At 54.7% G+C, this 14,489-nt stretch carries 11 protein-coding genes; 8 read left to right on the top strand and 3 right to left on the bottom strand.

Annotated features, from left to right (window positions below; all coding sequences use genetic code 11):
- Window positions 1-40: 40 nt before the first annotated feature.
- Window positions 41-1,213, bottom strand: a complete 1,173-nt coding sequence (locus INT33_RS08395; protein ID WP_226940120.1) for a TauD/TfdA family dioxygenase — start codon at window positions 1,211-1,213, stop codon at window positions 41-43.
- Between the two features lie 126 nt (window positions 1,214-1,339).
- Between INT33_RS08395 and INT33_RS08400 the strand changes: the two genes are divergently transcribed.
- From INT33_RS08400 to INT33_RS08415, 4 genes are all read left to right on the top strand, one after another.
- On the top strand, window positions 1,340-2,203 hold the full coding sequence (locus INT33_RS08400) for a LysR substrate-binding domain-containing protein (protein WP_193091627.1): 864 nt from the start codon (window positions 1,340-1,342) through the stop codon (window positions 2,201-2,203).
- A 102-nt stretch (window positions 2,204-2,305) separates the two neighbouring features.
- Window positions 2,306-3,757 (top strand): alanine/glycine:cation symporter family protein, encoded by a 1,452-nt coding sequence (locus tag INT33_RS08405; RefSeq protein ID WP_193091628.1) that lies wholly within the window; start codon window positions 2,306-2,308, stop codon window positions 3,755-3,757.
- 163 nt (window positions 3,758-3,920) lie between these two features.
- The gene (locus tag INT33_RS08410; protein WP_193091629.1) at window positions 3,921-4,529 is read left to right on the top strand and encodes an FMN-dependent NADH-azoreductase; all 609 of its coding nucleotides are present in this window, start codon (window positions 3,921-3,923) and stop codon (window positions 4,527-4,529) included.
- 42 nt (window positions 4,530-4,571) lie between these two features.
- Window positions 4,572-4,871, top strand: a complete 300-nt coding sequence (locus tag INT33_RS08415) for an MGMT family protein (protein ID WP_193091630.1) — start codon at window positions 4,572-4,574, stop codon at window positions 4,869-4,871.
- A gap of 116 nt (window positions 4,872-4,987) precedes the next feature.
- On the opposite strand, the gene INT33_RS08420 is transcribed toward INT33_RS08415, so the two are convergent.
- Entirely contained in the window at window positions 4,988-6,556 is a 1,569-nt protein-coding gene (locus INT33_RS08420) for a bifunctional GNAT family N-acetyltransferase/carbon-nitrogen hydrolase family protein (protein ID WP_193091631.1), read from the bottom strand.
- 41 nt (window positions 6,557-6,597) lie between these two features.
- The gene (locus INT33_RS08425) at window positions 6,598-7,515 is read right to left on the bottom strand and encodes a DMT family transporter (RefSeq protein WP_193091632.1); all 918 of its coding nucleotides are present in this window, start codon (window positions 7,513-7,515) and stop codon (window positions 6,598-6,600) included.
- A gap of 123 nt (window positions 7,516-7,638) precedes the next feature.
- On the opposite strand from INT33_RS08425, the gene INT33_RS08430 reads away from it, so the two are divergent.
- The 4 genes from INT33_RS08430 (at window position 7,639) to INT33_RS08445 (ending at window position 14,482) form a co-directional block, all read left to right on the top strand.
- Window positions 7,639-9,660 carry an NADPH-dependent 2,4-dienoyl-CoA reductase gene (locus INT33_RS08430; protein ID WP_193091633.1) on the top strand — a complete coding sequence of 674 codons (2,022 nt, stop codon included), beginning with the start codon at window positions 7,639-7,641 and terminating at the stop codon, window positions 9,658-9,660.
- Between the two features lie 160 nt (window positions 9,661-9,820).
- Complete coding sequence (locus INT33_RS08435; RefSeq protein ID WP_193091634.1) at window positions 9,821-10,876, top strand: threonine aldolase family protein; 1,056 nt, start codon at window positions 9,821-9,823, stop codon at window positions 10,874-10,876.
- Window positions 10,877-11,237: 361 nt separating this feature from the next.
- A complete protein-coding gene (locus INT33_RS08440; protein ID WP_193091635.1) occupies window positions 11,238-13,160 on the top strand; it encodes a PrkA family serine protein kinase in 1,923 nt (640 codons plus the stop codon).
- A 32-nt stretch (window positions 13,161-13,192) separates the two neighbouring features.
- Entirely contained in the window at window positions 13,193-14,482 is a 1,290-nt protein-coding gene (locus INT33_RS08445) for a YeaH/YhbH family protein (RefSeq protein WP_193091636.1), read from the top strand.
- The last annotated feature ends 7 nt before the right edge of the window (window positions 14,483-14,489 follow it).

Raw genomic sequence — 14,489 nt, forward strand, 5'->3', positions numbered from 1 at the left:
ATCTCCTTGCAGGTTTTTTATTTATATCGCGCGGGGCGAATTATGCATGGCGCGCCAAAACACGCAGGCGCGAGGCAAGCATGTCGCGGTCTAAATAGGTGCCTTGAAGATGGCGGGCGCCGCTATTGGGGTCGAACTCACGCCGCCCGTGCAGAACACGGCGGTTATCGAAGGCTATCATCTGCCCTGACTGAAGCGCGAACTCTAGCTGGTGTGCTTGGCTATGAAACAGTTGCCATAGCAGGCGATAGGCACGATACCACGCGTCCATCTGTGCGGCGGGCAGGTGGAGGGCGTCCCGTATCCAATTATTCAGGCGCATTTCTACCAAGTGGCCGTGGCCGTCGAGAGTAACCACAGGCGCTTTAAAGGCAATATCGTGAGTTTCATCCTGAAAGCGAAAATCAATCGGTGTCTCGCTCAGAATCGCCAACGCTTCGGGGTCTTGCTGACGTAACGCGTTAATAACCCGGATGCCGTCGGCAAACAGTGATTCGCCACCGCTGGCTTCGTTTTGCAGGCAGTAAAGTAGCTGAATGTCGGGCGGCTGGCGCCAATTAGGCAGGTCGATATGTAGAGGCAAGCCAACCGCCGTATAGGCCGCGTTATTGGGGTTGGGTTTGGAGCGTACATCAAAACGGGCACCAAAATTGGTTGAGCGCAGCGGCCCGATGCGCTCGGCTAAACGGCTGACCTCTTCTTCGATCAGCGGCGCTTCATCAACCAGCGCCAAGCCGTCGCGCAGCATGGCGGTGAGCCAGGCTTTCTCACCCTCTGGGGTGAGAAAGTCAGCATGGCGAATTCGCTCAGGGAAAAAGTTATCGACCCAGGGCATGGGCGCAGGAACGGCGGATGTCAGGCGCGCTTCTGGACGGCGTTGATGAAGCCAGCCGCTATGAAAAGCGCTGACGTGACCGTCTGTCCACTGTAAATACAGATGTCCCTCTGCCAGGGTAATACCTGGAAGTTCATCAATATCTGCCAGGGGAAGGTAAAGCCGTTCACGGGTTTGTGGATGGCGGCATTCGGAACAGGCGCAGTGGTCACGAAGCCAAAGGAGCGGTAGCGTGGTCCGGTCACCGGTTTGCCACGTTAGCGATACGCCATCTGCAGCCAAGGTTGCCTCGCTGATTAGCGGGCCAGACTCATAAGATGTCAGTTCGCCCATTTGAGGGACTTGGCGCTTCTCTGCTGCAAACACGGCGCTTGTCATTATTACCTCGTTAAGTGGCTAGAAATAAGTTTTAAATTCCGCCACTTAGGATGCGCAGTCGCCATGGGTTAAACAAACGATTAATCTGGCCCCTAAGACACCGTTTTACTTATAGGTAGGTTTATCATGAGCCAGCTACCACCTTTATTATGGCTACAGGCGTTTGAATCGGCGGCACGAACGCTAAGTTTTACCGCTGCGGGAAACGAATTAGCGGTTACCCAGGCAGCGATTAGCCAGCGTGTGCGTCTGCTTGAGGAGCGCCTGGGGCAAAAACTCTTTATACGCCATGCGCGAAGCTTAACCCTGACGCCTGTGGGACAGGCTTGGCTACCCAGTATCCATGATGCTTTCTCGCGTATTAGCGAAGGCACATCCGAAGTGTTCGGCATGACCAGTGAGCAGCCGGTAACGCTACGTGCCACGCCAATCTTTCAGCAATCGTGGCTGGCTCCGCGCTTGGCGGCTTTTCATCAGCGGTACCCGCAAATATCCCTTCGTTTGGTCAGCGCTATCTGGCCCGATGACTATAGGCCGGAGGGCGCGGATATTGAAATTCGTTATGGGCGCGGCGAGTGGAGTGGCGTAGAAATGCACCCCTTGGGTGACGATCAGCTATTGCCTGTCTGTTCGCCCGCATTGGCCGAAACCTTAACAACCCCTGACGATTTAGGTGGGCATACGCTGCTTCACACCGTAGGTTTTGGGGTCGGTTGGTCGGGCTGGCTTCAGGCGGCAAGGGTTGCTCATCTGGAAGCGCAGTGCCACTCGCTCACCTGTGACAACCAGGTGATGACATTGGCGTTAGCCAGCCAAGGGGCGGGTGTGGCGTTAATCCATCGCCGTTTGTTAGGGAAGCGCAATGACCTGGTCATGCCTTTTTCAGTAGGCGTATCAAGCGATGAGCGTTTTTGGCTGGTGCGCCCAAGCCGCCGCCAGGTAGGCGAGGAAGCCGCCTTGGTTTGGCAATGGTTAATAAGCGAAATTTAAGTTTATGGGAGCAATGTCGGAATAAATACGCCAATTTTCTTGCCATTTTGGTGCAGGCATGAAGAATGAAGCGCCTCAAATGATTTTAAAAAGGCGTGTGGTATGGATTTTTCGTTTCCTCAACTGTTGACGGCGATCGTTGATCGCGGCAACGGTCTGCTATGGGGCAGTGTGCTGATTTATCTACTGATCGGTGCAGGCCTTTACTTTACGATAATGACGCGCGGTGTTCAGGTGCGTTTTTTCGGTCATATGTTCAAACTGCTGCGCACTTCCCGGGACGCCGGTGATGGCATCTCTTCTTTCCAGGCATTATCCACCAGCTTGGCCGCCCGGGTAGGTACCGGTAACTTGGCGGGCGTGGCCGTGGCGATTTACTTTGGCGGCCCCGGCGCGATTTTCTGGATGTGGATGACGGCCATGGTGGGTATGGCGACCAGCTTTATCGAGTCCACCCTGGCCCAGGCTTATAAAACCGACCATGGCGATAATACGTTCCGCGGCGGGCCAGCGCGTTATATTGAACGTGGACTGGGTTTGCGCTGGCTGGCCGTGTTGTTCTCTATCTGTTTGATTGTGGCGTTTGGATTGGCGTTTAACAGCGTACAGGCCAACTCCATCGCCCAGGCCATGGAGCAGGCATTTGCCGTTCCCACCTGGGCCATGGGGTTAGTCTTGGTGGTCGTTGTTACGCCGATTATCTTCGGTGGTTTGAAGTCCATCGCCAAGGTTGCTGAGCTGGTCGTGCCGCTGATGGCGCTGCTGTATTTGATCCTCGCGCTGGTAGTGGTAGCGCTTAATATCGGTGATTTCCCCGCCGCCATCATGACGATTATCCGCAGCGCCTTTGGTATTGAACAGGCTGCTGGCGGCGCCGTGGGCTATGCCATTTCGCAAGCGATCATGAATGGTATTCAGCGCGGCTTGTTCTCCAACGAAGCGGGTATGGGATCGGCGCCTAATGCGGCGGCCACGGCGAGCACACGCCCAAACCACCCGGCGGCGCAGGGCTTTATCCAGATGCTGGGCGTATTTCTGGATACGCTGGTGATTTGTACTGCGACAGCGGCGATTATCATTATGGCAGGCCCGGAGCTGTTGGCGGGCGAGGAGACTAACGGCATTCAGTTGACCCAGATGGCGCTCTCAAGCCACGTGGGTGATTGGGGCGCGATGTTCGTTGCGGTCGCGATTTTACTGTTCGCCTTCACGTCGGTGATCGCCAATTACTCTTATGGTGAATCCAACATTGAGTATCTGGCCGGTCGGCGTGCGCCGGTTGCCGTGTTTATTTACCGCTTGGCGGTATTGGCAATGATTATGGTGGGTTCGGTGGCGAGCCTGGGTGCGATCTGGAACTTTGCCGATCTCTCCATGGGCATGATGGCGATTATTAACCTGGTGGCTATCTTGATGCTGTCGCCCGTTGCCTTCGCTCTGTTCCGCGATTATGAGCAGCAGTTAAAAGCGGGTAAAGAGCCCACCTTCGATCCCAGCAAGTTCCCTAAGCTGGCCAACAAGGTCGACCCCAAGGCGTGGCCTAAAAAACAGTAGCAGCCAGCCAGTTAAAGACCCCGCCTCGTGCGGGGTTTTTTATGAGTGGTATAACGATTCGATTTTATCGAATATAACGCGCAGATCATTGCGCTTTTGATTAATCAGAATCACCGTAAAATAGCTCCAATCCTCTTATTTATTATGTCTTTGGAGCATTTACATGACGACTCGTGCCCTGCTGATAACCTCTTCTGTACTTGGCGAAAATGGTCAGTCCAACGCCTTGGCAAGCCATTTTGAAACGCGTGCCGCGGCCCGCGAAGGGATTGAAGTAACTGCGCGTAATGTGATTACCAACGCGCTGCCCCACCTGGATATCGCTGAGCTGGGCGCATGGCAAACCCCGGCGGATGAGCGCAGCGAAGAGCAAAAGGTGCTGGCTACACGTTCTGATGAGTTGATTGCGGAGCTGCGTGCGAGCGACGTGCTGGTGATTGCTGTGCCGATGTATAACCTGGGCATTCCTTCGCAGTTAAAAGCCTGGTTTGACCGTGTGCTGCGCGCTGGCGAAACCTTCCGCTACACGGAAAATGGCCCTCAGGGCTTGCTTGAAGGTAAGCGTGCGCTCATTCTGGCGGCTCGCGGTGGCATGTACGCCGGTACAGAGCTTGATAGCCAAACGCCGCATCTAAAAAGCATGTTGGGCCTGATGGGCATCAAGGATGTCGACGTGGTCTACGCTGAAGGTTTAAACATGGGCGAAGCAAAGCGTGGCGCTGCCCTTAAAGAAGCGTTCCAGGCGATTGATCAGCAGGTGGACGCGTTATAAGGCCGAGGCGTAAGGCCTGAAGTTGAAACGGAGATCCTAACAATGGCACGCCCTGAACTGCTTGAGCAGATTTACACGATTGTCGATCAGATTCCGGCAGGGCGGGTGACCACCTACGGGCGGATTGCCGCCATGACCGAAGGCGCTACGCCGCGCATGGTGGGCTCGGCTATGCGCCATTTGCCGGCTGGACATCAGTTGCCTTGGCATCGGGTGATTGCGTCATCGTTAAAACTTGCCGATCACGGCGGCGCTGCCCGCCAGCACCAAAAGCTGCGTGACGAAGGCGTGGCGTTTGATGCCAAAGGGCGAGTACCCGCCCATTTGGTTTGGCCTGATTAACGCTAACGCTGCTCTACATAAATGCTGCTTTGCATACAAAAGCGCCGCCCTATGACCTCATGAGGTCATAGGGCGGCGTTTTACGTTGGTTGCGTGTTGCTGAGGCGGGTTACGGTTTATCCTTCAGTAGAGCCGCCGGACTTGAGCGACCAGTCGCGCCAGCGCAGATCAAACAGATCCTTACGGCGGTCTTTGAGATTGGTCACCGAGCCTTCGGCGCGAACCACGGTCAGTCGGGTCAGATCCAAATCCGAGAAGAAAATCATCTCGGTATTGGGCGTGGTTTCCGCGAGCACCGCATCGTGAGGGAAGGCGAAGTCGGAGGGTGAGAACACCGCTGACTGCGCGTACTGGATATCCAGGTTTTCGATTGATGGCAGGTTGCCGACGCTACCGCAGAGTACTACGTAGCACTCGTTTTCAATGGCTCGGGCCTGGCTGCAGTGACGCACGCGCAGGTAACCATTTTTGGTGTCCGTCCAGAAGGGCACAAACAGAATGTCCATATCCTGGTCGGCCAGCAGGCGCCCAAGCTCCGGGAACTCCACGTCGTAGCAAATCAGAATGCCGACACGGCCAGCATCGGTGTCAAAGACCTGCAGGCTATCGCCGCCTTCAATTACCCAGTCACGGCGCTCTTGTGGGGTAATATGCAGCTTCGCCTGCTTTTCCACATCGCCATCACGGTGGAACAAGTAAGCCACGTTATACAGCCGGTCATCTTCGCCGACTTCAATCATCGAGCCACCCACAATATTGATATTGTAGGAAACGGCCATGCGTGAAAGCTCTGCTTTAAAACGCTCGGTAAAGCCCGCCAAAAAGCGAATCGCACCCATTTGATCCTGCTGGGCTGCCCGGTCTTGAAGGCCCATCAGCGGCGCATAAAAGAGCTCGGGGAAAACGGCAAAGTCACTTTGATAGTCTGAAAGGGCATCGACAAAGTATTCGATCTGCTTGAGGGCGGCCTCCACAGAGTCGAACTCGCGCATCTGCCACTGCACCGCACCCACGCGCACCTGAGTGGGGCGCGTATCCAGCACGTTTTCGGCAGGCTCGAACAGAATGTTGTTCCACTCAAGCAAAGTGGCATAGCCGCGGGACTGCTCATCTTCCGGCAGGTATTTGCGTAGCAGGCGTTTTACCTGAAAGTCGTTAGCCAGCTGGAACGACAGAATCGGATCATAGATCTCTTTGCGGGAGACTTTTTCGATGTACTGCGCGGGCGTCAGCTCATCGGCATGCTGGCAGTATTCGGGGATCCGCCCACCCGCCAGAATGGCGCGCAGGTTATGCGAGCGGCACAGCTCTTTACGGGCTTCGTAAAGGCGCCGCCCCAGGCGGTAACCCCGGTAGTCGGGGTGGATCAGCACGTCCAGCCCATACATGGCATCACCATTCTCATCATTGAGGATGATTTCGCGATGGCCAATCAGGTCGTCGTACTTGTGCGGGTTGGAAAACTCGTCGTAATCCACCTGTACGGTGAGCGCCACGCCGACCAGCACGCCATCATCTTCGATAGCAATCTGGCCGTCAGGGAACGCCTGGATCAGCTTATCAATAGTGTGCTTGGGCCAAGCTCCGCCGATATCGTGGTAGACCGCGTCCATCAATGCCTTGAGCTGATCGTAATCGTCGCTCGTAAGGTTGCGGAGATTTAGATGCAGTTCTTCTAGGGACATATCAGGGGGTTCCTGCAGTAAAAAGAAAACAACCTATTATATCATTGCCGGGCACTGCTCGGCTTTTTTGCTGCTACTCCACGCACCAATGGCCGGGTCAGCGTTTGCGCCATGACGACGCCGGCTAAAATTAGAAGCCCACCGGTAAAGTGGAAGCTGGCTATCTGTTCGCCCAGCATGAACATGGCGATGAGGGCACTAAAGAGCGGCATCAGGTTGATGAAAATGCTCGCTTGGTTGGCGCCAATCTGACGTACGGCCCGCATCCACAAAAACGTGGTAATGACGGAGGCGGGAATGCCTGCGTATAAGATCAGCCAGATATTCTGGTCGTCTACCGGTGTCATGGGCCCTAGCAAATAAGGGGGCAGCAAAAACAGTACCGCAAAACATACCTGGGCATAGAGCATGACCCAGGGCGGTAAGTTCATTGCCCAGCGCTTTAGCATTACGCCATACAGGGCATAGCAGATGGCGGCGATGACCATCAACGCATCTCCCTGGGCTACTTCCAGATGTAAAAGTGATATGGGATTGCCGCGCCCCAGCAAAACGGTAACGCCAATAAACGCGAGCACCCCGCCGGCGACGCCCCCACGCGTTGGTGGCTCGCGTAAAATGAGCGCGCTGAGCAACACCGTTAGCAGCGGCACCATGGCGGCTAGAATTCCCATATTGGTAGCGGTGGTGGTTTCAGCGGCGACATACCCCAGGCCCTGCCACAACCCCATGCCTAAAAGACCCAGCAAAGCCAGCTTGGGCCAGTTGCGGCATATCTCATCGCGATGGCGAATGACCGCTGGCAGTACAAATGGGGTCATCACGATAAGCGCCAGCAGCCAGCGTAAAAAAGCGATACTGCTGGGCGCAATGGCGCCCACCGTTAACTGGTTGATGGTCATATTGCCTGACCAGATCAGTACGGTGGCAAGTGGGGGTAAAAAGTAAATCAGCGGCATGGCGGTTTCCCTTATCGTTAGCCGGATAATGTTACGTGCTTTAGCGTTGGGAGCAAGCGCTAAGACTGTACGTGATGGCTAGGATGTCATACGCTTGTTTGAATAATACCAAGGAGAACCGTGATGACCCGTGTGCCCGCTTACCCGCATCTTTTCCAGCCGATTACGATTGGTCATTTAACGCTGCCCAATCGCATTCTGATGGGTTCCATGCATACCAATCTGGAAGAGGCGCCCAATGGCTTTGCCCGCCTGGCGGCTTTTTACGCTGAGCGGGCACGGGCGGGGGTAAGTTTGATTGTCACTGGGGGTATTGCGCCCAATGCCGAAGGAGCGGTGTTTCAGGGCGCCCATGCGCTAACCGATGAAGCTCATCTGGCGGAACATCGCCAAGTGGTAAATGCCGTTCATGCGCAAGGCGGGCACCTGTGCATGCAGATTCTCCATGCGGGCCGCTACGCCTACTCACCTGAGTTGGTGGCGCCCTCGGCCATTCAGGCGCCGATTAACCCGTTTACGCCGCGGAAGCTAAGCCACGCAGACGTTGAGCAGCAAATTGCTGATTACGTACGCTGTGCATGCCTTGCTCAGCAGGCGGGCTATGACGGTGTCGAGATCATGGGCTCGGAAGGCTATCTGATTAACCAGTTTATCTGCCAGCGCACCAATCAGCGCGAAGATGACTGGGGCGGCCCATTTGAGAACCGCATTCGCTTTCCGCTGGAAATTGTTAGGCGTATTCGAGCGGCGGTGGGTGAGCGCTTTGTGGTTATTTTCCGCCTGTCGATGATTGATTTGGTGGAGGAGGGCAGCACGTGGCAAGAGATCGTCACGCTTGGTCAGGCGGTTGAAGCGGCGGGTGCCGACATCATCAATACCGGGATTGGCTGGCATGAAGCCAGGGTACCCACCATTGTGACCAGCGTACCCCGCGCGGCGTTTACGGAAGTGACCCGGCGGATTAAAGCGGCGCTTTCGATCCCGCTGATCACCACCAACCGTATAAATATGCCGGAGATTGCCGAGCAGGTGCTGGCCGAAGGCCATGCCGACATGGTGTCCATGGCGCGCCCGTTTCTGGCTGACCCCGAGTGGGTGCGCAAAGCCGAAGCGGGACAGGCTGATGAAATCAATACCTGTATTGCCTGTAACCAGGCCTGTCTGGATCACACCTTTGCGGGCAAATTAACCTCCTGCTTGGTTAACCCACGCGCCTGTCATGAAACCGAGCTGGTGATTGAACCTGCCGCGATACCCCAAAAAATTGCGGTGGTCGGTGGTGGGCCAGCAGGACTTGCCACGGCGGTTACCGCGGCCAGCCGTGGCCATCACGTTGTGCTGTTTGAGCAGCGTGCGGAGCTTGGGGGGCAGTTTAACTATGCCCGCAAGATTCCTGGCAAAGAGGAGTTTAACGAAACCCTGCGCTATTACCGCGTGATGTTGGAAAAGTACGCGGTGGATGTACGTTTAAGTACCCGTGCTACGCCAGACGCCTTGGCCGAGTTTGATCACATTGTTATGGCCAGCGGGGTGCGCCCAAGAACGCTGACGCTGCCAGGCGCTGAACACCAAAGCGTGATGAGCTATGCCGAAGCGATTGAATCTCCTCAGCAGGTAGGCCGCCGTGTGGCAGTAATTGGCGCCGGCGGGATCGGTTTTGATGTCTCTGAGCTTTTAGCTCACCAGGAACACCCTGCGCTGGATATTGATACCTGGTGCGACGAGTGGGGCGTTGATTTGGCCGTTAGCGAACGTGGTGGTTTAAAGGCCACTATAGCGCCGCCCGTATCGCGTGAGATTGTTATGTTACAGCGCAAAACCTCCAAGCCGGGCAAGTACCTGGGCAAAACGACCGGCTGGGTGCACCGGGCTTCGCTCAAAGCGCGGGGCGTGACCACTCTAACCGGCTGCGAGTACGTCAAAATTGATGATGCCGGGCTGCATATCCGCCGCAATGATGAGGACAGCGTGCTGGAGGTGGACAGCATTGTGGTGTGTGCCGGTCAGGAGTCGGTGCGCCATTTAATTGATCCGTTAGAAGCGTCGGGTAAGCGAGTGCATGTCATTGGCGGTGCCGATGAGGCGGCTGAACTGGATGCCAAGCGCGCCATTGACCAGGGGGTGCGCTTGGCCGCCCAGCTATAGGCGCGTTGATAATGGCGGATGACGCTTATCCATGAATGGCGATAGACTGGCTGATCCATCACCTTATTAAGCATAACGTGATGTTAAAGGCGCTAGTGGCACCCAGCTGGCGCCGTAACTGTGTTTGCAAAAGACAATGTCAGGGAAAAGGATAATCGTCATGACTTCGGAGTGTACTCCCCGTTTTTTAGCCAGTGATAACACCTCCGGTATCTGCCCGGAGGCCATGGAGTATTTGCTGGAAGCAAATCAAGCCGATGATTTGGCGTATGGCAATGACCGTTGGACCGAGCGTGCCGCGAACCGCTTTCGCGAAATGTTCGACTACGACTGTGATGTGTTTTTTGTATTCAACGGAACCGCCGCCAATTCGCTGGCGCTGTCGGCAATGGGGCGTAGCTACCACAGCGTGATCTGCCATGAGCTGGCGCATATTGAAACGGACGAGTGTGGCGGTCCCGAGTTCTTCTCCAACGGAGCCAAACTGCTGACCTCGCCAGGGGCGAATGGCAAGCTGACGCCTGAAGGTATTGAAGCGTTAGTGACACGGCGTAGCGACATTCACTACCCCAAACCTAAAGTGGTTTCGCTGACCCAGGCGACGGAAGTCGGTACGGTGTATACCCGCGAAGAGCTGCTGGCCATTCGTGCGATTGCCGATAAGCATGATTTACGCCTGCATATGGACGGCGCGCGCTTTGCCAACGCCTGTGCCGGCCTAAATGCTACGCCAGCCGAGCTAACCTGGCAGGTGGGCGTCGATGCGCTATGTTTTTCGGGCACTAAAAATGGCCTGGCAATGGGTGAGGCCATTTTGTTTTTTAACCGCGAATTGGCGGAAGATTTCTCGTATCGCTGCAAGCAGGCCGGTCAGCTGGCGTCCAAGATGCGCTATATCTCAGCCCCCTGGCTTGGGTTGCTGGAAAGCGGGGCTTGGCTCACCAATGCTCAGCATGCCAACGCAATGGCGCAGTATTTAGCGGAAGGCTTGCAGTCGCTGCCTGGCGTATCGCTCATGTTTCCCACCCAGGCAAACAGCGTATTTGTCGAATTGCCTGCCCAGGCGATCGGCGCGTTGAAGGCTAAGGGGTGGACCTTTTATACCTTTATCGGCGCGGGCGGTGCACGCTTTGTGTGTGCCTGGAACACGACCGTTGAATTACTCGATTTGCTGATCGCTGACATCAAAGTGGCGCTTGGAGAAAGCCCTTCATAAGCGCTGCGCTCCTAAGTGCTTATCCCTCAGGGTCTTTACGCTTATGGTTTTTACGCCGCTACTCTCGTAGCGGCGTTTTTGTAGCGTTTTTCACTCAAGTAAGGCCTTAATCACAATTTAAGCGTTAAACGCTATAGATTGGCTGCTTGGGTCTTAAAAGTCTTTTGCATCAATATGCTATCGTTTTATTACTAGGCTTTGAGGTACTGTTTGAACGAACGTTGTGGCCTTGCGTTGAAGTTTTAGTCATCACATTTTGCTAATGCTGGCTACGCTAATAGAGCGACACCTCGTTCGGCACACCACAACAAAAATACTCGTCTGGGTGGTGATTGTCCGGGGATGGCCATAGGAGAGTTCCATGAGCATCTTTGATCACGTTCAAGACCGTTTTGCCCGCGTTCAGCAAGAAGACATGAGCCTGGAAGAGTACCTGGCGCTGTGTCGTCGTGACCCTAAGGTCTATGCCAGCGCTTCCGAGCGCATGCTGGAAGCCATTGGCGAACCTAGCGTTATCGATACCGCCAAAGACCCCCGTCTATCACGTATCTTTTCCAATAAAGTGATACGCCGCTATCCGGTATTTGCGGAATTTCACGGTATGGAGGACGCCATTGAGCAGATCGTGGCCTACTTCCGTCATGCAGCCCAAGGGCTTGAAGAGCGCAAGCAGATTCTCTATCTGCTGGGGCCTGTCGGTGGCGGTAAGTCATCGCTTGCTGAACGGTTGAAACTGCTGATGGAGCGCATCCCTTTTTACGCTATTAAGGGCTCGCCGGTTTATGAATCGCCGCTTGGACTGTTTTCGCCTGAAGAGGACGGCGAGCTGCTTGAAAAAGAGTATGGGATTGCACCGCGCTATCTCAAAAGCGTGATGTCGCCATGGGCGGCCAAGCGTTTAAAAGAGTACGGCGGGGATATTTCCCAATTCCGCGTTGTACGTCTTTACCCCTCTCGGCTGCATCAAATTGCCATTTCTAAAACGGAGCCGGGCGATGAGAACAACCAGGATATCTCTTCTTTGGTAGGTAAGGTCGATATCCGCCAGCTTGAGCTTTATTCCCAGGATGATCCGGACGCCTACAGCTTCTCGGGCGGGCTTTGCCGCGCCAACCAGGGGCTGATGGAGTTCGTTGAAATGTTTAAAGCGCCGATCAAGGTGCTTCATCCGCTGTTAACGGCGACTCAGGAAGGCAACTACAACCCGACGGAAGGCATGGGCGCCATCCCGTTTGACGGCGTGATTCTGGCCCACTCCAATGAATCCGAATGGCAGGCGTTTCGTAACAACCGCAACAACGAGGCGTTTTTAGACCGGGTATATATCGTCAAGGTGCCTTACTGCCTGCGGGTGTCCGAAGAGATCAAGATCTACCAGAAACTCCTTGAAGACTCTTCACTCAATGCCGCCCCGTGTGCGCCGGATACCCTGCGCATGCTGGCCCAGTTCTCGGTGCTCTCACGCTTGAAAGTGCCGGAGAACTCGAGCATTTACTCTAAAATGCGCGTCTATGACGGTGAAAACCTCAAGGATACCGACCCGCGTGCCAAGTCGATTCAGGAATACCGTGATGCCGCCGGTGTAGATGAAGGCATGCAGGGGCTTTCCACCCGGTTTGCCTTCAAGATTCTCTCAAAGGTATTCAACTTCGACGGTACCGAAGTCTCAGCCAACCCGGTACACCTGCTGTACGTGCTTGAGCAAGCGCTTGAACGCGAACAACTGCCCTCGGAAGTGTTCGAACGCTACCTGGGCTTTATTAAAGAGTTTTTGGCGCCGCGCTACGTGGAGTTTATCGGTAAAGAGATTCAAACGGCCTACCTTGAATCCTATAGTGAATACGGTCAGAACATTTTTGACCGCTATGTCACTTACGCTGATTTCTGGATTCAGGATCAGGAGTACCGCGACCCTGAAACCGGCGAGCTGCTAAACCGTCAGTCGCTCAACGAAGAGCTTGAAAAAATCGAGAAGCCCGCGGGTATCTCCAACCCTAAAGACTTCCGGCATGAAGTGGTCAACTTTGTACTGCGTGCGCGTGCCCAGAATAACGGCATGAACCCTAGCTGGCAGTCCTATGAGAAGCTCAAAGGCGTGATTGAGCATAAGATGTTTGCCAATACCGAAGAGCTTCTGCCAGTGATCTCGTTTAACGCCAAAGCGTCTAAATCGGATCAGAATAAGCATGAAGACTTTGTAGAGCGCATGGTCGAGCGTGGCTATACCGAGAAACAGGTACGCTTGCTTTCCGAGTGGTATCTACGCGTACGCAAGTCTCAGTAGTAGCAAAGACTCTTGGCGGTTAGGGAGGTCGTATGACCTACTTTATTGATCGAAGGCCGAATGCAAAGCATAAAAGCGCGGTTAACCGGCAGCGCTTTTTGGAGCGCTATCGCAAGCATATCAAGCGCTCGGTTGAGGAAGCGGTTAACCGGCGCTCGATTACGGATATGGAGCGTGGTGAAAAAATCTCTATTCCAGCCAAGGATATCTCTGAGCCGGTGTTTCAGCATGGCCCTGGCGGGGCGCGCAATATTGTCGCGCCGGGTAATAAAGAGTTTTTGCCAGGCGATAAAATTCGTCGCCCTGGCGGGCAGGGTGGCGGGGGCGGCGCTGGTGAAGGTAGTGCTTCCAATCAGGGCGAGGGGGATGACGAATTTGCGTTTACGCTTAGCCGGGAAGAGTTTTTAGAGTTTGTCTTTGATGGTTTGGAGCTTCCCCATTTACAGCGCAAGCCGCTTAAATCGCTGGAAGAAATCAAAATGGTGCGTGCTGGGCTTTCCCGGGATGGCGTGCCCGCGCGTATCAGTATTACCCGCTCCATGCGTGAAGCCTATGCACGGCGTATTGCCATGCGGGCACCGATCAAACGGGCACTAAAAGAGGCCCAGCAAGCTTTGGAGGAAGAAGAACGTAAAGACACCGTGCTGCGTAATCCGGCGCGTATTGTCGAGCTGAAAGCCGAGATCGAGCGCTTGGAGAAGCGCATTGAGGCCGTGCCGTTTATTGATACCTACGATTTGCGTTATCACCAGTTAAGCGCTCAACCGCAACCTTCAAGCCAGGCGGTGATGTTTTGTGTCATGGACGTATCCGGCTCAATGACGCAAAACCATAAAGACATCGCCAAGCGCTTTTTCCTGTTGCTGTACCTGTTTCTGGAAAAACATTATGAAAGAGTGGAGCTGGTGTTTGTGCGCCACCATACCGCCGCAAGAGAGGTCAGCGAGGAGGAGTTCTTCTATTCCCGTGAAACGGGAGGCACGATTGTCTCAAGCGCGCTGACGCTGGTGAATAAAATTATCCAGGCGCGTTATCCTGCCGAGAAGTGGAATCTTTACGTGGCGCAGGCCTCTGATGGAGATAATTGGGACGATGACTCCAATACCTGCCGCGATTTGCTGATTAAACAATTGATGCCGCAGTTGCAGTACTACGCCTATGTGGAGATCACCCCCCATGACCATCAATCTCTTTGGCATGAGTATCAGAGCGTAGCGGAACACTTTCCAGAGCGCTTTGCGATGCAACAAATTGTCGGAGCCGGCGATATTTATCCCGTGTTTCGTGAGCTGTTTAAACGCCGCTTAAATCAGGCGCGTTAACCGCGTA

The organism is Halomonas colorata (assembly GCF_014897985.1).
GTDB classification, from domain to species: domain Bacteria; phylum Pseudomonadota; class Gammaproteobacteria; order Pseudomonadales; family Halomonadaceae; genus Vreelandella; species Vreelandella colorata.

Bases quoted from the DNA above. Each gene is read 5' to 3' on its own strand.
- INT33_RS08395 (WP_226940120.1), bottom strand. From the start codon at position 1,213: ATGACAAGCGCCGTGTTTGCAGCAGAGAAGCGCCAAGTCCCTCAAATG.
- INT33_RS08400 (WP_193091627.1), top strand. From the start codon at position 1,340: ATGAGCCAGCTACCACCTTTATTATGGCTACAGGCGTTTGAATCGGCG.
- INT33_RS08410 (WP_193091629.1), top strand. From the start codon at position 3,921: ATGACGACTCGTGCCCTGCTGATAACCTCTTCTGTACTTGGCGAAAAT.
- INT33_RS08425 (WP_193091632.1), bottom strand. From the start codon at position 7,515: ATGCCGCTGATTTACTTTTTACCCCCACTTGCCACCGTACTGATCTGG.
- INT33_RS08435 (WP_193091634.1), top strand. From the start codon at position 9,821: ATGACTTCGGAGTGTACTCCCCGTTTTTTAGCCAGTGATAACACCTCC.
- INT33_RS08405 (WP_193091628.1), top strand. From the start codon at position 2,306: ATGGATTTTTCGTTTCCTCAACTGTTGACGGCGATCGTTGATCGCGGC.
- INT33_RS08420 (WP_193091631.1), bottom strand. From the start codon at position 6,556: ATGTCCCTAGAAGAACTGCATCTAAATCTCCGCAACCTTACGAGCGAC.
- INT33_RS08440 (WP_193091635.1), top strand. From the start codon at position 11,238: ATGAGCATCTTTGATCACGTTCAAGACCGTTTTGCCCGCGTTCAGCAA.
- INT33_RS08415 (WP_193091630.1), top strand. From the start codon at position 4,572: ATGGCACGCCCTGAACTGCTTGAGCAGATTTACACGATTGTCGATCAG.
- INT33_RS08430 (WP_193091633.1), top strand. From the start codon at position 7,639: ATGACCCGTGTGCCCGCTTACCCGCATCTTTTCCAGCCGATTACGATT.
- INT33_RS08445 (WP_193091636.1), top strand. From the start codon at position 13,193: ATGACCTACTTTATTGATCGAAGGCCGAATGCAAAGCATAAAAGCGCG.